Raw genomic sequence first — 19151 nt, forward strand, 5'->3', positions numbered from 1 at the left:
TTGCCATGACCACGTCCAGACGCCTGCAGGATTTTTTTACCCCGCGCTTGCTGCAAGTGCTGGGTTTGCTGGTGTTGCTCGTTTTGTCTGCGATCTTGCTGCGTTTACCTGCGGTGATTGCGATAGACAACAAAATTCTCGATTTGCAATTCAAAATATCGCGTGAATACTCTCCTCAAAAAATAGTCATAGACCCCATCGTAGTAGGGATTGATGAAGCTTTTCTTGATGAGGTTGATGAGCCATTGAGTCTGAATCATAGGCATCTGGCCAATTTTTTAAGAGCCATGAACCAAGCTGGAGCCAAGGTAGTCGGCATGGATCTTAGTTTGCCTGAAAAACGCTTTGATACCTTGATCTCAACACGCAAGGATGCACTCGATTTTCATAAAATATTGCTGACGGGACTGCTGGAAAGCATACAAACTACGCCCGTGGTCGCAGCCAAAATCTGGGATTTGAAGCACGCGCACTATCGCGACATCCAGGTGGATTATGCTGCGGTGCTAGGCATGCAGGGTGAGCAATTCCAGCCTGTTGCCTCAGCTGAATTTTGCCGCGACAGTGACCAGCGCATACGTCGTTTCCCGGGACGGGAATGCCAGCCTGATCGCAGTGAACGCGGTCTGGCGACTGAAATAACGGCAGCTGCAGGTGTACGTCAGGACTGGAATGGTCTGATCAATTACCGTCTCGGTGAGCGCTTCAGGTATATCCCGCTACAAGACATACTGAAACTCGCCGAGCAAGGCAAAACAGCAGAATTGCAACAAGGCTTTGCTGGCAAGATCGTCTTGCTGGGGGCGACCATGGACGCAACCGATCTGGTCGATCTGCCTGTATCACTGGCGGCCTGGTTGCCAGAGAATGATCCCAATCCAGGCGTACTGGCGCACGCGCAGTTATTGCGCAGCATACTGAACCAGCGTTTATTGCAGCAGGCAGGCACGCCTGGTCTGTTTGCTCTGTCTGCCTTGTTTGCCCTGTTCTGGCTGGGGCGCAGCATACGCATCAAATTGCTGGCATTCACAGGTGCCACGCTGGGCTTATTTATGACCAGCAGCATCGTCATGCAATATGATTTCTGGTTGCCGCCAACGGCAGTTTTCCTGACAGGTTTGCTGGCCATGAGCAGTAGCAGCGCCTGGCAAGCATGGCAGCACTATGTTGACAAACAACGTCTGAGCAAAGCTTTTTCTGGCCGCGTCAGCCCGGCTGTCATGCAGGAGATAGTGGAGGGCCGCATAGACCAGACTTCACAAAGCAGGCGTTTGCCTGTCTGCGTTTTGTTCTCTGATATCCGCGGTTTTACCACTTTGTGTGAGCATGCACAGGCTGAAGATGTGGTCAGCCTCTTGAACCGTTACTTTGCCGTCATGAGCAAGATTGTGCATGAGCATGGTGGCACCATAGACAAATTTATTGGCGACGGCATGATGGCATTTTTTGGCGCACCCAAGCAACTCGATAATCCTGCGCAAAATGCTTTCAATGCCGCGCGGGCCATGCTGTTTGCACTGGATGCATTGAACCTTGAATTGCAGGCGGAAGGTGAAACTGCATTGCAGATAGGCGTTGGCCTGCATGCCGGCGATGCGGTGATTGGTCAGGTCGGTTCGGCAGAGCGGCATGAATACACAGCCATAGGAGATACTGTGAACACTGCAGCAAGGATAGAGGGCTTGTGCAAGGATGTGGGGTATCCTGTTGTCTGTTCTGAGACAGTAGTTGCCAGCCTGGCTGAAGCAGATACCTTGATTCCGCTTGGGGATAAAAATCTCAAGGGGCGTTCTGCTATTGCCGTATGGGGCTGGCAGGCTGTATCTGCTACTGAAATTTAAATGATGAGTGTGAATATGAAAAAATTAAGAACTTATCTGGCCATGTTGATCAGCCTGCTTACTGTATTGACTTGTGGTCTGGCACGTGCCGAAGCAGCCTTGGGCATGGTGCTGGACGTGCAGGGCAATGGCAAGATGGAAGCCAATGGCGTGACGTCCAAACTGCAATTGCTGGCTTACCTACAGCCAAAAATGCAAATTACACTAGATGCAGGTGCCAAGGCTTCGCTGTCTTTATATGCGACACGTTCGGTGTATCAACTGACCGGCCCCGCGACAGTGATCATAGAAAAAGAGGGCGTCACCAGTCTGCAGGGACAAAAAGCGGTAGTCCGGCCCATGGCAGAAAAACTCGTGCGTGCAGCGGAAACCAGCAATGTGATTGCAGGTGCCGTGCGCATGCGCCAGGTACCGCCACGTATTGTTACCGTCACGCCCGAAAACAATTCCTTGTTACTCGGCAAGCGTCCAGCATTTAACTGGATTTCTGCTGAAGCGGCAGAGTTTGACATCAGTATTTCTGACATGGATGAGAAGCTCATCGTCACTGAAAAAACCAAAGAGAATAACTGGCTGATGCCAGAGACGATAAAGCTGGAAGAGGGCGCGACTTACCGCTGGCAAGTCGCTTATATCTCCGCCAAAGACGGCAAGACATATACTGCCAGGGCTGAATTCAAAATGGCCAGCAAGGCAGAAGCTATTAGTCTCAATGAACTGAAGCCGGAAGATGGTGCAGGCGTTGAAGACTGGGTCATGTATGCAGCCATGCTGCAAAGCAGGCGGGCTTTTGGTGAGGCCAGACTAGTCTGGCAACAGATCGCCAGGCAGCGGCCAGACTTGCAAAAACTGTCTGAAGCTGCACCTTAATAAAAAACGCCACGCTCCTCACAGGGCGTGGCGTTTTAACTAAGCACGGTATTTTATGCTGCCGTATTCATGCCGGTATCAAGAAAATCGACATGGAAATCAACAATGACCTGACCTGCAATACGCTGGACAGAACCATCCTTGTGCATGCGGCTGACAGTTTTATCTTCGCGTGAGCGCACATCAATCTGGAATTCAGGGTGGCTCTTGGCAAATGCATCCTGTATGGTTTCCCTGACTTGCGCGATCAGGGCTTTTTCAGCAGCGGATACAGTATCAATCGCATCCTGCGCATTTTGCTCAGTCATGGCAATAGCGGCCTCAGTGTCGCCAAAGAACTGATCCACTGTTTGCCTGAACTCTCTTTGTGTCGTCACCACATATTGTATTTTGGCGATAGGGAAGAGGCTATGGACGATGCGTGAAGCCATGACACGTTCAGGGTCCGTCGTCATGACAGTCAGGCTGTCGGCATTCTCTTCGAGTATCACCCAGTGATGATCTTCAACATAGGCGCGTTTGAAATTCTTCAAGGCATCCGGGCGTGCGCGGTCGGCCTTGTAAGGCTGGTATTCGCACTCAAAGAAAGTCGCCAGGGAATTGCCTATATCAGACAAGTTAACTTCAAATTCATCGATGAGGATTTCTTCCACATCCACACCCTTGCGGCGTGCTGCACGCGCAGCCAAGCCCAGTTCTGGGATGGACAGTATCGATGACTTGATCAGGGAATCAAACTTGGTATGAATAACCTGTGGCGACATCAGGCGCTGGGCAAAGGCCACAGCCAGGGTATTGCGCAGATATTTGAAACCTTCTTCCAGCAACGGCGGGAACTGGCAATCATTGCGGTTATTGATGAGCTGCAGCACGCCCAGCAATTCATTGCTTTGCTCGTGGATCAGCGGGCCAACCATCATGTGCTTGGTACGAAAGCCAGTGCGTTGATCAACGCGGCGCAAGAATTCCAGTTTGGGCGAATGCTTCCTGAGTTCAGCCTCGTCATACACATTCAGAATATTGACAGTCTGCTTGCTCATGGCGACAAAGCCAGCCACGCTCTTTTCAGAAATAGGCAGGGCAAAATCCTTGAATGAGGTCAAACCAGTCTTGACTTTGGATTCGATGGCGTTTTTCTTGTAATTCACTGAGTACAAGGTCAGGCGTTCACAATCAAACAGATTGCAGATGTCGTGCGACAGATCGAGCATGATTTGCTCGATATTACTGGTCGAATGGATGGCATTCGTGATGGTTTGCAGATTCTTGAAGAAATGTAAGCGAGCATGCACGTCCTCTTTATCATAGACATCATACTTATCTTGCTGGACACGGCGTACAAAACTCATAAATTTGCTTTCATCGATGGGAATTCAATCCCAGCTATTTTGCCACAGCCGGGCTATATCGTCATTGCGACACTGATAAGCTTGGGCTCGTTTTTTGCAAAAAGCCAGTGGCAGGTATTGCCGCCGGGGGAAATATTGATAATTTATGGCTATTTCCATTAAAAAAGAGGCATTGCTGCCTCTTTTGTCTGAATGTTAATTACCAGATCGTAATGCGTTTTTCAGGCGCCACGTACATCTTGTCACCTTCCTTGACACCAAAGGCAGAGTAAAACTCTGGCAAATTCGTCAAGGGGCCGTTGCCACGGAACATGGAAGGGGAATGCGGATCAGTATTCACCCTGAGTATGGTTTCGCCATCGCGTGACTTGCCGCGCCAGACTTGCGCCCATCCCATGAAGACACGCTGGTTGCCAGTATATCCATCGATTACCGGGGCTGGTTTGCCACCCAGGGAAATCTGGTAGGCCTTGTAGGCAATTGACAGGCCGGAATTGTCAGCAATGTTCTCACCCAGGGTCAATGCGCCATTGACCTTATAGCCAGGCAAGGGGCTGTAAGCGCTGTACTGGGCGATCATGGCTGCGGTCAGCTTGCCAAAGTTGGCCTTATCTTCCTTGGTCCACCAGTCACGCAAATTACCGTCGCCATCTGACTGGCTGCCAGAATCGTCAAAGCCATGGCTGATTTCATGGCCTATGACTGCACCTATGCCGCCATAATTGACTGCATCGTCAGCTGCTGCGTTAAAGAATGGCGGCTGCAATATTGCCGCAGGGAAGACGATTTCATTCTGACGTGAGTTGTAATAGGCATTCACGGTTTGCGGGCTCATGCCCCAGTCAGTGCGGCTGACCGGTTTGCCCAGTTTTGCCAACTGGCGCTGGTATTCATGTTCACGGCCACGTATGACGTTGCCGACCAGATCATCCTTGGCAATGACTAGCTTGCCATAGTCGCGCCATTGATCAGGGTAGCCTATCTTGGGATTGAATTTTGCCAGTTTTGCCAGGGCTTCTTTCTTGGTTTCAGGGCTCATCCAGCTCAGGGTTTCTATGCTTTGCTTGTAGGCCAGTAGTAAATTGTTGACCATGGTTTGCATGCGCGCCTTATTCTCTGGCGGGAAGTATTTTTCTACATACAACTGCCCCAGGGCTTCTGACATGGCTTCTTCTACCCGGCCTACGCCGCGCTTCCAGCGTGCCTGGTTAGCGGGGACGCTACGCAAGGTCTTGCTGGAAAATTCAAAATCCTGGTCAACGAAACGCTGGCTGAGGAAAGGTGCATAAGCACTCAGGGTTTGCCATTTCAGATAAATCTTCCAGGTATCCAGAGGTGTGGCGGCGATGATCTTGCCCAGGCCGCTGAAAAATTCAGGCTGACGCACGATGACGTAGTCCATTTTGCCTGCCATGCCTATTTCACTGAAATAAGCGTTCCAGTCAAAGCCAGGCAGTAATTGTTCAAGCTGTTTCAGATCTGTTTTGTTATAGGTTTTGACAGGATTGCGGTTTTCTACCTTGGTCCACTGCACCTTGGCGATCTCGGTCTCCAGCGCCATGATGGCAGCGGCCCCTTGTTCAGGCTTGGCCTGGCCACTCATGCCCAGCATTTTTTCCAGGTGCTTGAGATAGGCTTCGCGGAAGCCTTGCAACTTGGCGTCATCCTGTTTCAGATAATAGTCACGGTCTGGCATGGTCAGGCCATTTTGGCTCAGATACACCGCATAGCGGCTGGAGTCACGTGCATCCTGGTTAATGCCGGTCGCGACTGGCACGTTCACGCCTAGTTTGCTGAGCTCTGCCATCAAGGCAGGCAGTTTTGTCTTATCTGTAAGTGCATCTATGCGGGAAAACTGGCTTTGCAGTGGTTTGATGTCAAGCGTATTGGCGCGTGCTTCATCCATGAAGCTATTAAACAGATCGGCAATTTTTTTCTGGTTTGAGCCTGCGGCCAGCTTCGTGTTTGCAGCCAGGGTCTGGATGATGTCGTAAGACCTTTGTTCAGACAAATCACGCAACTGGTCAAATGAACCAAAGCGGCCACGGTCTGCCGGTATTTCTGCAGTTGCCAGCCACTTGCCGGACATGTGCTGGTAAAAGTCGTCCTGCGGTCTGACAGTTTTATCTATCCACTGCAAATCTATGCCAGATTGCAGTTTATGCGCGACGATAGTGCCGGTGCTGCCAGCATTTGCATTTTGTGCAAAGGCTGGCGTTGCCAGCATATTTGTAAACAGGCTGGCAAGAGCGAGAGAAATCAGGGTACGTGACATAGTATGTCCTGGCTATGAAGCTTGTTGTGTGGAAAGATCTATAGATGCTCTGTTTTAGCTAAAGTTCAGGAATTTTAGAGAAACTTATGCTGCAGAACGGCAAATGTGAGCTTGAAGGCAATATCAAGGCAGGCGGGTTAATTCAATAGCCAGGAAAACCACGCTAATCGTCAATATAGCAAATGGCTTGATGATGGAAATGGGAAAACGAGGGTGTTCAGGCATGGATGGTGCTATGACCATCCATAGGGCATCCGGCAAATGCCTGTGCTGCATCAGGTCGACACGCCATTGAACCTGGTATTTTCGTGATTCATGCCAATACTCAAGCTCGGCATGTAGCCAGCCAGTAGCACAACCATCATCGTCGCCAGTGATCTCTTGTCTGGTGCTCAAGACACGCACTTGCACTTTGGGCCACAAGGCTATTTGTAATAGCCTTGCACCGTAAACCAGGCCAAGTACGCAGACGAGCAATAAAAGCAGTTTCATTTAAAGACCAGGGTGGGTATCGATCGCTTGCATATTGCCCACTCGTACCACTCTTGTAAATGAATGAATTTCTTTATTTGTTATGTCTGTTATGTCAGGCTTTTTCTATACACGATAAATCCCGACCTGTCTGCCACCTGGCGATACAGTTTTTGCGCAGTCTCGTTAGTTTCATGAGTCTGCCAATACACGACGGTAGAACCCGCCAGTTTTGCTTGTTCATACACTGCTTCTATCAAGGCACGTCCCACACCCTGGCCACGTACATCTGGACTGCTGAATAAATCATTCAAATAGCAACTGGCTTCAATACGGCTGGTGGTTCTGTGATACAGGTAATGCGCCAGCCCCACCAGACGTCCATCCTGTTCTGCCACCAGGGCATGCACAGGTTCATAGCCATCAAAGAATCTGCCCCATGTCCTGAGCGTCACTGCTTCTGGCAAGGCATTTGGACCGGTACGCTCATAGAACTGGTTATAGCCTTCCCACAAGACAGACCAGTTGGCGAAATCTTCTTTGGTCACTGCACGGACTACTACTTTACTCATTTACTTTCCTTATCATTTTGTTTTAATCGGTTTTAAACAATTGCTGTTCCATGACATCTGCCAATGCGCGCGAAGCCGGGTCCTGTTTTTCACGCAAGCCATCCACCATATTCACCCTGTCCTGCGTGCTTTTGTTTTGGCTGGTTTTCCATTTTCCGCTGATGCGGCGCACGGGTATTTCTATGCCGACTATCAAGTCCATGATCCTGTCTATATATTCTGCTGGCGCATCGCTGACTTTCCATGGCTGGTCGAACTTGCTCTCAAAATTGTCACTGAGATCGCTGAGCAGGAGTAAAAATTCCTGCCTGTCTTCGACGATGCGCATGGGGCCGTGTGCATGAACGACCGCATAGTTATAGGTCGGTACGACGGAACCGCTGCGCTGCTTTTCTTCATACCAGCGCGGACTGATATAGGCTTGTGCGCCCTGAAAAATCAATAACGCATCCAGACCTGAGTCTGCGCTTTGCCAGACCGGGTTATTGCGGGCTACATGGCCGCGCAATACGCCATACGGTGCATCTGTCGTTGGTGGCGAGATGATGAAGGGAATGTGATTCGCCTCAAGTTCACCTGCTTGCAAGCTGACCAGAGCAGCCAGTGGATGCGCCTGTATCAGGGAGTGTAAGACTTCAATGCGTTCTTCAGAAAAATGACTTGGCATGTACATGGGCTATTCGATTTCTATGATGACTTCGGCATGGATGGAATTGGCGATATAACAGTGTTCATGCGCCATATGATGCAGTTCTTCGCGCTCCTGCAAATTGGGTTGCTTGTCACCACTATAGCTTTCCTGCGGGCGCAGGTGGATGCGGGTAATGGCTGTCTTGCCCTGGGTATTTTTATCCATGATGCCTACCGCCAGGTCACGGTATTGGTCCACCACATAACCACGTTTGGCAACGAAGGACAGGTAAAACAGCATATGACACGATGCCAGCGCCGCAACCAGTGCTTCTTCGGGATCGACATTTTTTTCTTCTGACATGGGTACAGGGACGGATAAAGGGGATGAAGATGCTGGCACTACCAGACCGCCATCAAATTCCCATGCATGCGCGCGGCTGTAGCGATTGTCGCTAAAAGCCTGTTCGCCACGCTCCCATAAAATTTTCGCCTGGTATTGATGCATTTGTTTACTCCGTTGCCATGAATATGCGTTAATCTTATTCTTGGTATTGGCTATTGAAAAGTACCAATTTTATAAAAAATAAGAATGCCAATTTGGTGTAAGCATGCATATTTCACAAATGATTGCCAGTATCGTCCTCGACCGACAAAGCGGGCTGCCCTTGTACCGGCAGTTGTATGCCGAAATACGAAAAGCCATCCTGACAGGCCAGATGCTGCCTGGCATGCAGTTGCCACCCAGCCGCGAGTTTTGTCAGGTGCTGAATATTTCCCGGCAAACTGTCTTGAATGCCTATGATCAATTACTGGCTGAAGGCTATTTGCGTGGCTCGGTAGGGCAGGGGACTTTTGTGAATGAGGAGTTACCTGCAATTGCCGAGCGTAGTAAGTCACCGTTGAGTAATGCTCCTGCTATTCCGTTGATGGACAGGATTTCAAAGCGTGGACTACAGCATATAGACCCCCGTGGCAGCACGCGTTTTCATCATGGCAGTGTGAGGGCGTTCAGGGTCAGCATGCCTGACCTGGATTTATTCCCATTTGATATATGGGCGCGACTGGAAGCGCGCCATTGCCGTCATCCCAAAGGACAATTGGGCTATGGTGACCCTGCTGGCCACCTGGCTTTGCGCGAGTTACTCGCGGTTTATTTGAAGGCAGCGCGTGGTGTGAACTGCGCGCCAGAACAAATCCTGATTACCTCCGGTTCGCAGCAGGCCCTATATCTGCTGAGTACCATGTTGCTTGATCCGGGTGAAAAGGCCGTGGTGGAATATCCTTGCTACCGGGGCACGACAGCCGCTTTGCATGCGTCGCAAGCTGATATCTGCGCTGTACCTGTTGATGATGAAGGCATGGATGTCGCGTATGCGGCTATGCATTATCCGGATGCGAAAGTCGCTTTCGTCACACCTTCCCACCAGATGCCGCTTGGCATGACGATGAGCCTGCAAAGACGCATGGCCTTGCTGGAGTGGGCGCAGGCAAATGCGGTATGGATAGTGGAAGACGACTATGACAGTGAATACCGTTTTGGCAGTTCACCACTGGCATCCCTGCAGAGTCTGGATACACATCAGAGTGTCATTTATGTAGGCACTTTGTCCAAGGTGCTATTTCCTGGCCTGCGTCTCGGCTATCTGGTGCTGCCAGAAAAATTACTGGAACCAATGATTGAGGCCAAGGCAGTCATCGATAAACATACCAGCATCATGCCGCAAATGGCACTGGCTGACTTTATTGCGGAAGGCCATTTCGGCAGGCATATCAAGCGCACCAGAAAAGTCTATGCAGAACGTCAGGCGTGCTTGGTGAATTGTCTGGAAAAGGAATTGGCAGATGAACTGGTCTGCGGTGCGCAAGATGGCGGGCTTGATCTGGCTGTGTATTTCAAACAGGCTTACGATGAAGAGCAGATCATAGAAGCAGGGCAAGAAATCGGGCTGGAGTTGCGTGGCCTGGGGCATTACGCTGACGTACCGGGAAAACTCAACAGACCGGCAGAAAGCCCTGACGGTCTGTTACTGGGTTTTGCTTCACTGACTTGTACAGAGATAGAGCGCAGCGTCAGCAAGCTTGCTACGCTCTTCAAAGCTACTCATTAGCGATCAGGCCGCAATCATTTGCATTGCCGTATCTGCATTTGCATGGCGGTTAATCACACTGATGATGGCGCGCATGCTGGCAGTTGCCGCATCGTCAGCTATGCCCGCACCATGCTGGCTGCTGCCATCATTGATGCGTGCCTCGATGATGCTGATGTACTGTGAACGGCCATGCCGCGTCAATTGCTGCTCTTGTTTGTCGATGATCCTGACTTGATAGCCAAGCACCTGGCAGGCATTGACCTGGGCTTCAACAATACCATGACCTGTACCCTGGATAGCTTGTGGCTGTCCGTGGTGCAGCAGATCGACATGCAAGGATACTTGTGCCGGATCGGATGGTGATGTCCTGTGATGCAGGACGGGGTTTGCATGATGAGCTTGATAACTGATGGGTGTTGCTGGCGCGAGATAGCTGTCACTGAAAATCTGGTGTATCTGTTGTGCCGTCATTTCTTTGCCACTGTCGTCCGCTACCGCTTGCACGACACGGCTGAATTCAATTTGCATGCGCCTTGGCATGCTGATGCCATATTCCTGCTCCAGCAAGAAAGCCATGCCACCTTTGCCAGACTGGCTGTTGACGCGGATCACGGCGTCATAACTGCGGCCAAGGTCAGCCGGGTCTATCGGCAAGTAAGGCACTTCCCAGATGGCGTCTTTCTGTTGCTGGGCAAAACCTTTTTTAATCGCATCCTGATGAGAACCGGAGAAGGCAGTGAACACGAGGTCGCCGACATAAGGGTGGCGCGGATGCACAGGCAATTGATTGCATTCTTCCACGCACTGTCTGACGCTATCGATGTCAGAAAAATCCAGGCCGGGATCAATGCCCTGGGTGTACAAATTCAAGGCCAGTGTGACGAGGTCCACATTGCCGGTGCGTTCGCCATTTCCAAACAGGCAGCCTTCAACCCTGTCTGCACCGGCCATGACAGCAAGCTCCGCTGCGGCGACGGCCGTGCCTCTGTCATTATGTGGATGCACGCTGAGGATAATGGCGTCGCGTTGCGCCAGATTCCTGTCCATCCATTCTATCTGGTCAGCATACACATTCGGCGTTGCACATTCGACAGTGGTCGGCAAGTTGATGATCATCTTGCGTTCAACTGTGGGTTGCCAGATGGCGGCAACTGCATCGCAGACTTCCTTCGAGAAATCCAGCTCGGCCATGCTGAAGGTTTCTGGAGAATATTCAAATACCCATTCTGTCTCAGGCATGGTATCGGTAAGTTGCTTGATGAGGCGGGTGCCATCAGTGGCAATCTGTTTGACTTCTTCACGCGATTTGCCAAAGACGATGCGGCGGAAAGCAGGTGCTATCGGGTTATACAAATGAACGATTGCCCGCTTGGCACCACGCACTGAATCTATGGTGCGGCGTATCAGGTCTTCGCGGGACTGCGTCAATACTTCTATCGTTACATCATCCGGTATCCGTTGTTCTTCTATGAGTTTGCGGACGAAGGCAAAATCAGTTTCTGATGCAGAAGGGAAGGCGACTTCAATTTCTTTAAGACCTATCTTGACCAGCATTTCAAAGAACCTGAGTTTTTTCTTCGCATCCATGGGTTCTATCAGCGCCTGGTTACCATCGCGTAAATCCGTGCTCATCCATATCGGCGTTTTGTTGATGCTGCGGCTGGGCCATTGTCTGTCGTGCAAAGCGATAGTCGGGAAGGCTTGATATTTATTAGCTGGATTACTCATCATGATGTTTTTTCCTTGGGCTGGCACAGTGCCTCAGCAAGGCGCTGATATTTTCAAATTGGTGAATGGATGCTGATGTGGCGGCGCTAAGCTAACCGGCTGCCACAAAGAACGCGAGGCCGGTTAACCGATCAGTAGTCGTAGCGCTAGCAGTTTGTGATTAAGAAGCTTGTAAGCAAGTGACAGCGCAGACTGTGGGCGTGCAAAGCCAGACATGACGCTGATAGCGCCTGCTGAATTCTCTGCTGATGTGCCTGATGGTGTCATGCTATTTTTCCTGATGTCAGGAAGCCTGTGCTGGGTACTACTGGGATATAAGGGTAATTTTTGATACAGGTGTTTCAGGCTGGCAGGTATGCCGCTTAAAACTGGACAAGACGCAACTTATAGTAGCGAGCTTGCTAGAGATGGTAGTAGAACTAGTACAGAAGCAGACACAGACGGCAGCACTGCTTGCAGCTTGGCGCTGTCAGCAGTTTTTCTTGCAGATGTCGATGTCAAAAAAGAGTTCATGTAAATACTGTAAGAGAAATTGGCTATCTTCGTCAAGCGAAATTTTCTTCATCATAAAGAATATTCAACACTCAGCAATAATGTCAGCGATAGGCATTGATCAGTTTTTGCCAGATAGGGTCATTGACAGCATTCCTCAAAATGACATTGATCTGCTGTTGGACCTTGGGCATGTTCAAGGGAACCAGAATCTGTCTGTCATACTGGTCATGCGGTTTTTTTGAGATATAAAACTGCCCCTTCAAATCAGGATGATTCTTCATTTCATAATCGTAGTTGGAGCGACTGATGATGGCCGCATCTATGCGACCTGCCATCAATTTGCGAAAACTATGCTCTTCACTGCTGGCATCGTCACGTTGAATTTTTCCTTCAGCAATGAGTTCATTGACACCGTAATAGTAATAACCCAGTACCAGGCCTATGCGCATGCCAGCCATCGACTTTGCACCTGCGAACTCGAAAGGATGATTTTTGGATGAGACGACATCGTCGATATCGCTCATGACGGGCAGGGTCCACAAGAATTTCTGTTCTTCCCGGTCATTAAACCAGACCGGGCTGACACCAATCACCAGGCCATCCAGATTGCCGGAATTGACCAGCAGATCGAGACGGCGACGTGGCAGATAAATGAGTTCAAAGCGATACGCTGTGTTTTCTTTATTCAGATAACTCAGTATGTCGTTATACAAGCCCCGCCCTGTGACTTGATCCAGTATCAGCGGTGGCTTCAGATGGTAGCTATACACTTTCACCATCTCGACGGCACCAGAACTCTGCCAGCACAGGCAAATCATCAATATCAATGCTGAGCAGATTTTATGCATTGTCAAAGTCTTGTTTTACTGTTAACTATATAAAGATGCTGCGATGGAATGTAGTTTAGCCTGCTTCTTCAACTGAGCAAGCATAGCTTCGTTAATTTTGTTGTGCTGGCACACTGCCATGTACCCCTTCTACCAGATAGTACATGCGCTTCAGATTGAACTCACTCATGGGGCCTTTTTCCAAACGCATTTTGCCGGTATTGTCTTTCAACGGCCCAATGAAGGGAACCAGGCTTCCATTGACTATGTCGGCCTCTTTTTCCGCCAATAACTGCCTGACGTCTTTGGGCACACTGCTGTTGATGAATTCCAGCTTTACCATGCCCTCCTTGATGCCGCCATAGACACTGTCAGACTTCCACTTGCCGTCCAGGACATCCTGTGCCTCTTTTGTAAAGTAACTACCCCAATGGTGAGTGACGGCGGCCAGTTGTGCCTTGGGACCATACTTTTTCATGTCGGAATGGTAGGCTATGGCGTAAATCCCCTTTTCCTCTGCCGTTTGAACGACGGCAGTAGAGTCAGTATGTTGTGTCAATACATCAGCACCCTGTTTGCTCAACGACAAGGCGGCTTCTTTTTCCTTGATGGGATCAAACCAGGAGTTGACCCACTGCACCCTGACTTCAGCCTTGGGGTTGACACTGTTCATGCCTCTGGCAAAAGCGTTGATGCCCTGAATGACTTCGGGTATCGGAAATGCTGCAACATAGCCCGCCACCCCTGATTTGCTCATTTTGCCCGCCAGTACGCCTGCAAGGTAACGTCCTTCATAAAAGCGGGCGTTTGCATTTGAGACATTGGCCGCGTTTTTATAGCCTGTCAGATGTACAAATTTGACTTCAGGGAATTGTGCTGCGACCTTCAAAGTTGGTTCCATATAACCAAATGAAGCCGTGATGATGAGTTTATTGCCTTTTTTGACCAGTTCGGCAATGGCTTTTTCTGCAACCGCGCCTTCAGGAACATTTTCCTGATAATTGCTGCTGACTTTGGTACCGAGATTTTTTTCCATCTCTTTCCTGCCAAGGTCAATTTGCCTGGTAAAGCCAGCATCGCCAATAGGGCTGACATACAGGAAGCCGACCTGCAAGGGATCGGCTGCCAGTGTCACGCCGGGAAGCCCCAGACTAAACAACAGAAGACAAAGCAGTGAACGCAGATGGAAGCGGAATAGGTGAAAGCAGGGTAGGCTGGACATCATTAATCTCCAAAATTTTATACAAAGATGAGATAACAAAATGCCTGAAAAGCTTAACAAGTACTTTTAGTCCGCTTATGCCTGAATCTTTATGCTTCTTATCTCCTGAAGTCTATATGAATTTGAAAAAGAGAATAGTCGAGTTTTTAATTCAAGATTTTTTGTTGAATTTATAAGAGAACGTTAGCAGCAAGAGACCGATGATGATCATAGGGAATGACAGCATTTGTCCGGCAGAGATGGTCATTCCAAGGATGCTGACTTCGTAGTCGGGAGTGCGGAAATATTCAGTGAAGAAGCGTGTGCAGCCATACAGCGTCACATACAAGGCACCGACGGCCAGGCGCGGGCGGGCTTTGGCAGCATATAGCCAGAGTATGACGAAGACCAGCAAACCATCAACCAATGCCTGATAGATGGGCGAAGGATGAACCGGGTAATTGATGCCGGGCCAGATCATGGCCCAGGGCAAATCTGCCGAAGCTACGCGCCCTGGCAATTCATGGTTGATGAAATTACCCAGGCGACCGGCAGCATAGCCCAGCGGAACCAGCGGAGCGATGAAATCATACACATCGGCAAGATGAAACTTTGCCTTGCGCGCCCACAGGAACATGGCGATCAATACACCAATAAAACCGCCATGGAAGGACATGCCGCCTTTCCAGACAGCAAATATTTCCAGCGGATTAGCCATGTAATAGGAAAATCCATAAAAAAATACTTCACCCAGGCGGCCACCGAGTATTACGCCGAGTACACCAAAAAACAACATGTCGTCTATGTGCTCACGCGTCCATCCCTGAGCGGCGATATGCGGCTGCCTGAGTCTGAAGCGACCGAGTGCGATAAACTGGGCAAAGGCGAGCAGGTACATGATGCCGTACCAGTGGACAGAGACAGGGCCCAGGTGAAAAGCGACAGGGTCAGGATTGGGATGAGTCAGCATGGATGAATTGGTTAGTTAAACAGGTGGGCAAATGCCGCCAGCACTGCAGAGTGATTGTCCTTGCGCCAGGCCAGGCCAATTTCTACTGTGGCACTGGCTTCTGGCAAATCAAAATACAATACGCCGGGGCGCTGCAGATTTGAGACGGATTGTGGCACAAGTGCGATACCCATGCCAGCCGACACCAAACCGACGATGGTTTGCATCTGTATGGCTTCCTGGCCTATGGCTGGCGTCAGCCCCGCAGCATGGAAGCAGCCAAGGATGGCATCATGCAAAGCCGGGGCAATTTTTCGTGGAAACAGGATCAGAGGCAAGTCAGTGCAGTCGCTCAGACGTAATTGCTGACGCCCCTGGGCCTGGCTTTCAGGTACTGCCAGCATCAGTGGTTCAGACAGTACTTTTTGATAGTTGAATAAGCCTTGCAGCTTTTCAGGGAGTGGTGGTATCAAAAAACCCGCATCAATTTCACCATTTTCGAGCGCCGCCAGCTGTACGTCTGTGGTTGCTTCACGCAGTTCTATGTGGACGTCGGCATGGTGGCGGCGAAATTCGCGCAATGCTGGCGGCAGCACGCTATAGTCGGCAATGGAGACAAAGGCCAGAGACAGATGGCCATAAGTGCCACTGGCGGCTCTTTGTGCCAGCTCTGGCAAGGATTGCGCCTGTTGCAATAGTCGCCTGACTTCGGGTAAGAGTGCCTGTCCGGCTGATGACAGCGAGATATTACGGGTATTGCGGATAAACAGCTCTGCTCCAAGTATGGTTTCGAGTGTCTGTATGGCTTGCGACAGAGGCGGTTGGGTCATGTGCAGACGTGTTGCCGCCCTGCCAAAATGCATTTCTTCCGCAACGGCAAGGAAGTAACGTAACTGGCGTAACTCAAGATTTCGTAATTCAGGTAAAGACATCGGGCAGGTGCCGGTATTTGCGGTATTTTGTATTGGGGCAGGATGCAAGTCCGGAAAAATAATCCGGACATAATCCGCACGCAGAAATTAACGGCGATGGGTCTTTTTGTCGAAAGCGCGTTTGACGCGTTCTTTCTGGATTTTTTCAAAGTGCGCATGGTCTTTGCGTTTGTCCAGGCCCAGCATGCGCTCAAGAATTTCAAACCAGACAAAGGCTGCACTCGCACCGCCTATGATCCACCACCAGGACATAGTGGCAAAAATCCACACATCTGCCAGCTTTAGTACCAGCATGATGAATAAAACGATGATGATGAACATGGGAGACATCCTTTTTTGGAAAAACTATCAAACTCACTTTTATGGATCATTGAGTTTCCTTAATTTTACTGCAGGTCAACCCCGGCATGGGGATAAACGTTAAAATTGTCAAAAAGCGGTAGAATGAATTAGTTTTTAACCTGGAGAAAGCAATGAAATATTCTTTATTGGTAGGTTCGGTATTGGCAATAATGGTTTCTGGCTCGGCAATGGCGAATGCGGATCTGGCAAAAGCAAAAAACTGCATGGCCTGTCATGCAGTCGATAACAAGGTTGTTGGCCCTGCTTATAAGGAAGTGGCCAAGAAATATGCTACCGATAAGACAGCTGAAGCCAAGCTGGTTCAGAAAGTATTGAAAGGCAGCTCCGGTGTGTGGGGTGCTATCCCCATGCCAGCAAATGCCCAGGTGTCTGAAGCAGAGGCGAAAACCCTGGTTAAATGGATTTTGAGCCTTAAATGAGTCTTGCTTGATGCAGATACTTTGATCTGCATCAAGCCTGCATCAATCATCAGGCAATAAAAAAACCTGGCAATTGCCAGGTTTTTTTATTGCTCATAAGAACTCTTGAATCTTGAAAGAGCATTGCAGCGATAAAACTGCAATGCTCTTCGTCAATCTCAGTTCAAATAAGCTTGTACTGAGCAGCTGTTACTCAGCTATTACTTAACTACGCGCAGCAGTTCACGTTTGCCGCCTTTGTATGTGTACAAAGTCAGTGTGCCGTCTTTGATATCGCCTTTGTCATCAAATGCGATATCGCCTGTTACGCCTTTGTAGTTGATTTTCTTCAACTCTGGCAGGTATTTGGCTGGGTCAGCAGAACCAGCTTTTTTCATTGCTTCTACCATAACCATGACGGAATCATAGACATATGGTGCATAGATCTGGACATCCAGATTGAATTTTTTCTTGTAGGCAGCTTTCCAGTCATCATTGACTTTCTTCTGCGCTTCAAGAACACCACCAGCTTCAGCACAAACTACCTGGCCTTCGCCAATGCCGTTGTCAGCCAGTTTAACCAGATCAGTTGTACAGATACCGTCGCCGCCCATGAACTTGGCTGTAATGCCCAGTGCTTTCATCTGACGCAGCATAGGACCTGCAACAGCGTCCATACCACCGAAGAAGATTACATCTGGGTTTTTAGCTTTGATTGTGGTCAGGATGGCGCTGAAATCTGTAGATTTGTCAGTGGTATGCTCTTGCACGACAACTTCTGCACCCTTGCCTTTGGCACCTTTGATAAACTCAGCAGCTACACCTTCACCGTAGGCTGTTTTGTCATCAATAACAGCGACTTTTTTCGCTTTATTGATTTGTACAGCGAAGCGGCCCAGTGTGCCACCCAGTTGACCGTCATTGGCCACTACACGGAACGCGCCTTTGAAGCCTTGTTGTGTGTATTTAGGGTTAGTTGCAGATGGGGAGATTTGAACGATACCGGCATCATTGTAAATCTTGGATGCTGGGATAGTTGTACCGGAGTTCAAGTGACCGATAACGCCGTTTACTTTCGCGTCAACCAGTTTCTGTGCTACGGTTGTACCTTGTTTTGGATCGGCACCGTCATCTTCAGCCAGCAATTCGAATTTGGCTTTTTTGCCGCCGATCATCACGCCTTTGGCGTTCAGTTCTTCGATCGCCATTTTGGCGCCGTTTTCATTGTCTTTACCCAAGTGGGCGATCGCGCCGGAGATAGGGCCAACGTGACCAATTTTTACAACCAGATCTTGAGCTGCCGCAGCACCAGCGAAAGCGAAAGCAATTGCGCCAGCCAGTGGAATCATTTTAGTTTTGAACGACATGAACATACTCCTAAGGATTAAAAAGTAGGATAACAATACTGCATCTCTGACTTATTCAGATAACTGAACAGCAAGAAGGTACAACAGAAAAAATATTTCGCAAAGCTATTTTGTGTGGTTTTTTCTCCAAACTGACGTTTTTTATATGCCCCAATATCGCACCCTTGACAAGCTTGATCGCAAGCTTTTGAACCTCCTGCAAAAAGACAACCAAACCCCTACCAGGATACTGGCAGACAAGCTGCATATCTCCCAGCCTACCTGCCTGCGCCGCATACGTGAATTGCGTGAAGCCGGAGTGATCAGCGCCGAAGTGGCGATGGTTGACAGCTTTGCCCTTGGCTATGGCATGCTGGCTTTTCTGGAGGTATCGCTGATTAATCAGTCTGACGAATTCATGCGTGAATTTGAGACCCGCATGAACAAGGAAGCCGAGGTCATGCAATGCTATTTTGTGTCTGGGGAGTACGACTATTTTCTGGTTGTCCATATTATTGATATGGACGCTTACTACCAATTTGTGCGGCGCGCCATTTCTGGCTCTGGCAATGTAAGGCATTTCCATTCTCGTTTCCCCATGAAGCGCGCAAAATTTACGACACGCATTTCGTTTGATGAAAAAGCCGAAGAGTTACCTGTGCGTATCAGCGGCAAAGGCAAATAATTAAGGCTGTTGATCAGTAAACGCAGGATGTCGCATTAGGATGACAAAAAGAACGCAAGTTGTTGCAGATAGAAATTCCATTTGGCAACTTGCGTGAGGGGAAACTGGTTCATAACGCTCCCTGGG

At 49.5% G+C, this 19151-nt stretch carries 18 protein-coding genes; 5 read left to right on the forward strand and 13 right to left on the reverse strand.

Annotated features, from left to right (window positions below; all coding sequences use genetic code 11):
• Positions 1-5 precede the first annotated feature (5 nt).
• Positions 6-1841 (forward strand): CHASE2 domain-containing protein, encoded by a 1836-nt coding sequence (locus tag AC3WQT_RS20800; RefSeq protein ID WP_492706670.1) that lies wholly within the window; start codon positions 6-8, stop codon positions 1839-1841.
• Between the two features lie 15 nt (positions 1842-1856).
• The gene (locus AC3WQT_RS20805; protein ID WP_492706672.1) at positions 1857-2711 is read left to right on the forward strand and encodes a hypothetical protein; all 855 of its coding nucleotides are present in this window, start codon (positions 1857-1859) and stop codon (positions 2709-2711) included.
• A gap of 53 nt (positions 2712-2764) precedes the next feature.
• On the opposite strand, the gene AC3WQT_RS20810 is transcribed toward AC3WQT_RS20805, so the two are convergent.
• The 6 genes from AC3WQT_RS20810 to AC3WQT_RS20835 all read right to left on the reverse strand — a co-directional run bounded on the left by AC3WQT_RS20810 (position 2765) and on the right by AC3WQT_RS20835 (position 8516).
• Positions 2765-4060, reverse strand: coding sequence for a GAF domain-containing protein (locus AC3WQT_RS20810; protein WP_492706673.1), 1296 nt, complete (start codon positions 4058-4060; stop codon positions 2765-2767).
• A gap of 199 nt (positions 4061-4259) precedes the next feature.
• Positions 4260-6335 carry a M13 family metallopeptidase gene (locus AC3WQT_RS20815; RefSeq protein ID WP_492706675.1) on the reverse strand — a complete coding sequence of 692 codons (2076 nt, stop codon included), beginning with the start codon at positions 6333-6335 and terminating at the stop codon, positions 4260-4262.
• A gap of 123 nt (positions 6336-6458) precedes the next feature.
• Positions 6459-6827 (reverse strand): hypothetical protein, encoded by a 369-nt coding sequence (locus tag AC3WQT_RS20820; RefSeq protein WP_492706677.1) that lies wholly within the window; start codon positions 6825-6827, stop codon positions 6459-6461.
• Between the two features lie 89 nt (positions 6828-6916).
• Entirely contained in the window at positions 6917-7378 is a 462-nt protein-coding gene (locus AC3WQT_RS20825; protein ID WP_492706679.1) for a GNAT family N-acetyltransferase, read from the reverse strand.
• Between the two features lie 22 nt (positions 7379-7400).
• A complete protein-coding gene (locus tag AC3WQT_RS20830) occupies positions 7401-8051 on the reverse strand; it encodes an FMN-binding negative transcriptional regulator (RefSeq protein WP_492706680.1) in 651 nt (216 codons plus the stop codon).
• 3 nt (positions 8052-8054) lie between these two features.
• Complete coding sequence (locus tag AC3WQT_RS20835) at positions 8055-8516, reverse strand: OsmC family protein (protein WP_492706682.1); 462 nt, start codon at positions 8514-8516, stop codon at positions 8055-8057.
• A 103-nt stretch (positions 8517-8619) separates the two neighbouring features.
• On the opposite strand from AC3WQT_RS20835, the gene pdxR reads away from it, so the two are divergent.
• A complete protein-coding gene (gene pdxR / locus AC3WQT_RS20840) occupies positions 8620-10119 on the forward strand; it encodes a MocR-like pyridoxine biosynthesis transcription factor PdxR (RefSeq protein WP_492706683.1) in 1500 nt (499 codons plus the stop codon).
• Between the two features lie 3 nt (positions 10120-10122).
• Here the strand turns inward: pdxR and leuA are convergent, their stop codons facing one another.
• From leuA to AC3WQT_RS20870, 6 genes are all read right to left on the reverse strand, one after another.
• Complete coding sequence (leuA, locus tag AC3WQT_RS20845) at positions 10123-11835, reverse strand: 2-isopropylmalate synthase (RefSeq protein WP_492706835.1); 1713 nt, start codon at positions 11833-11835, stop codon at positions 10123-10125.
• Between the two features lie 590 nt (positions 11836-12425).
• Positions 12426-13172 (reverse strand): substrate-binding periplasmic protein, encoded by a 747-nt coding sequence (locus tag AC3WQT_RS20850; RefSeq protein ID WP_492706685.1) that lies wholly within the window; start codon positions 13170-13172, stop codon positions 12426-12428.
• Positions 13173-13263: 91 nt separating this feature from the next.
• Complete coding sequence (locus AC3WQT_RS20855) at positions 13264-14376, reverse strand: BMP family ABC transporter substrate-binding protein (RefSeq protein ID WP_492706686.1); 1113 nt, start codon at positions 14374-14376, stop codon at positions 13264-13266.
• 148 nt (positions 14377-14524) lie between these two features.
• The gene (gene lgt, locus AC3WQT_RS20860; RefSeq protein WP_492706688.1) at positions 14525-15322 is read right to left on the reverse strand and encodes a prolipoprotein diacylglyceryl transferase; all 798 of its coding nucleotides are present in this window, start codon (positions 15320-15322) and stop codon (positions 14525-14527) included.
• An 11-nt stretch (positions 15323-15333) separates the two neighbouring features.
• The gene (locus AC3WQT_RS20865; protein WP_492706690.1) at positions 15334-16233 is read right to left on the reverse strand and encodes a LysR family transcriptional regulator; all 900 of its coding nucleotides are present in this window, start codon (positions 16231-16233) and stop codon (positions 15334-15336) included.
• An 87-nt stretch (positions 16234-16320) separates the two neighbouring features.
• On the reverse strand, positions 16321-16554 hold the full coding sequence (locus tag AC3WQT_RS20870) for a TIGR04438 family Trp-rich protein (protein WP_492706692.1): 234 nt from the start codon (positions 16552-16554) through the stop codon (positions 16321-16323).
• Positions 16555-16706: 152 nt separating this feature from the next.
• On the opposite strand from AC3WQT_RS20870, the gene AC3WQT_RS20875 reads away from it, so the two are divergent.
• Positions 16707-17015 (forward strand): c-type cytochrome, encoded by a 309-nt coding sequence (locus AC3WQT_RS20875; protein WP_492706694.1) that lies wholly within the window; start codon positions 16707-16709, stop codon positions 17013-17015.
• Positions 17016-17215: 200 nt separating this feature from the next.
• Here the strand turns inward: AC3WQT_RS20875 and AC3WQT_RS20880 are convergent, their stop codons facing one another.
• On the reverse strand, positions 17216-18361 hold the full coding sequence (locus tag AC3WQT_RS20880) for a branched-chain amino acid ABC transporter substrate-binding protein (RefSeq protein ID WP_492706696.1): 1146 nt from the start codon (positions 18359-18361) through the stop codon (positions 17216-17218).
• A 145-nt stretch (positions 18362-18506) separates the two neighbouring features.
• Between AC3WQT_RS20880 and AC3WQT_RS20885 the strand changes: the two genes are divergently transcribed.
• Complete coding sequence (locus AC3WQT_RS20885; protein ID WP_492706698.1) at positions 18507-19025, forward strand: Lrp/AsnC family transcriptional regulator; 519 nt, start codon at positions 18507-18509, stop codon at positions 19023-19025.
• The last annotated feature ends 126 nt before the right edge of the window (positions 19026-19151 follow it).

It is taken from the genome of Undibacterium sp. FW305-107 (assembly GCF_058788535.1).

Bases quoted from the DNA above. Each gene is read 5' to 3' on its own strand.
- AC3WQT_RS20865 (WP_492706690.1), bottom strand. From the start codon at position 16,233: ATGTCTTTACCTGAATTACGAAATCTTGAGTTACGCCAGTTACGTTAC.
- AC3WQT_RS20820 (WP_492706677.1), bottom strand. From the start codon at position 6,827: ATGAAACTGCTTTTATTGCTCGTCTGCGTACTTGGCCTGGTTTACGGT.
- AC3WQT_RS20830 (WP_492706680.1), bottom strand. From the start codon at position 8,051: ATGTACATGCCAAGTCATTTTTCTGAAGAACGCATTGAAGTCTTACAC.
- AC3WQT_RS20870 (WP_492706692.1), bottom strand. From the start codon at position 16,554: ATGTTCATCATCATCGTTTTATTCATCATGCTGGTACTAAAGCTGGCA.
- AC3WQT_RS20885 (WP_492706698.1), top strand. From the start codon at position 18,507: ATGCCCCAATATCGCACCCTTGACAAGCTTGATCGCAAGCTTTTGAAC.
- AC3WQT_RS20800 (WP_492706670.1), top strand. From the start codon at position 6: ATGACCACGTCCAGACGCCTGCAGGATTTTTTTACCCCGCGCTTGCTG.
- AC3WQT_RS20835 (WP_492706682.1), bottom strand. From the start codon at position 8,516: ATGCATCAATACCAGGCGAAAATTTTATGGGAGCGTGGCGAACAGGCT.
- AC3WQT_RS20880 (WP_492706696.1), bottom strand. From the start codon at position 18,361: ATGTCGTTCAAAACTAAAATGATTCCACTGGCTGGCGCAATTGCTTTC.
- AC3WQT_RS20850 (WP_492706685.1), bottom strand. From the start codon at position 13,172: ATGCATAAAATCTGCTCAGCATTGATATTGATGATTTGCCTGTGCTGG.
- pdxR (WP_492706683.1), top strand. From the start codon at position 8,620: ATGCATATTTCACAAATGATTGCCAGTATCGTCCTCGACCGACAAAGC.
- AC3WQT_RS20855 (WP_492706686.1), bottom strand. From the start codon at position 14,376: ATGATGTCCAGCCTACCCTGCTTTCACCTATTCCGCTTCCATCTGCGT.
- AC3WQT_RS20825 (WP_492706679.1), bottom strand. From the start codon at position 7,378: ATGAGTAAAGTAGTAGTCCGTGCAGTGACCAAAGAAGATTTCGCCAAC.
- AC3WQT_RS20810 (WP_492706673.1), bottom strand. From the start codon at position 4,060: ATGAGTTTTGTACGCCGTGTCCAGCAAGATAAGTATGATGTCTATGAT.
- AC3WQT_RS20815 (WP_492706675.1), bottom strand. From the start codon at position 6,335: ATGTCACGTACCCTGATTTCTCTCGCTCTTGCCAGCCTGTTTACAAAT.
- lgt (WP_492706688.1), bottom strand. From the start codon at position 15,322: ATGCTGACTCATCCCAATCCTGACCCTGTCGCTTTTCACCTGGGCCCT.
- AC3WQT_RS20875 (WP_492706694.1), top strand. From the start codon at position 16,707: ATGAAATATTCTTTATTGGTAGGTTCGGTATTGGCAATAATGGTTTCT.
- AC3WQT_RS20805 (WP_492706672.1), top strand. From the start codon at position 1,857: ATGAAAAAATTAAGAACTTATCTGGCCATGTTGATCAGCCTGCTTACT.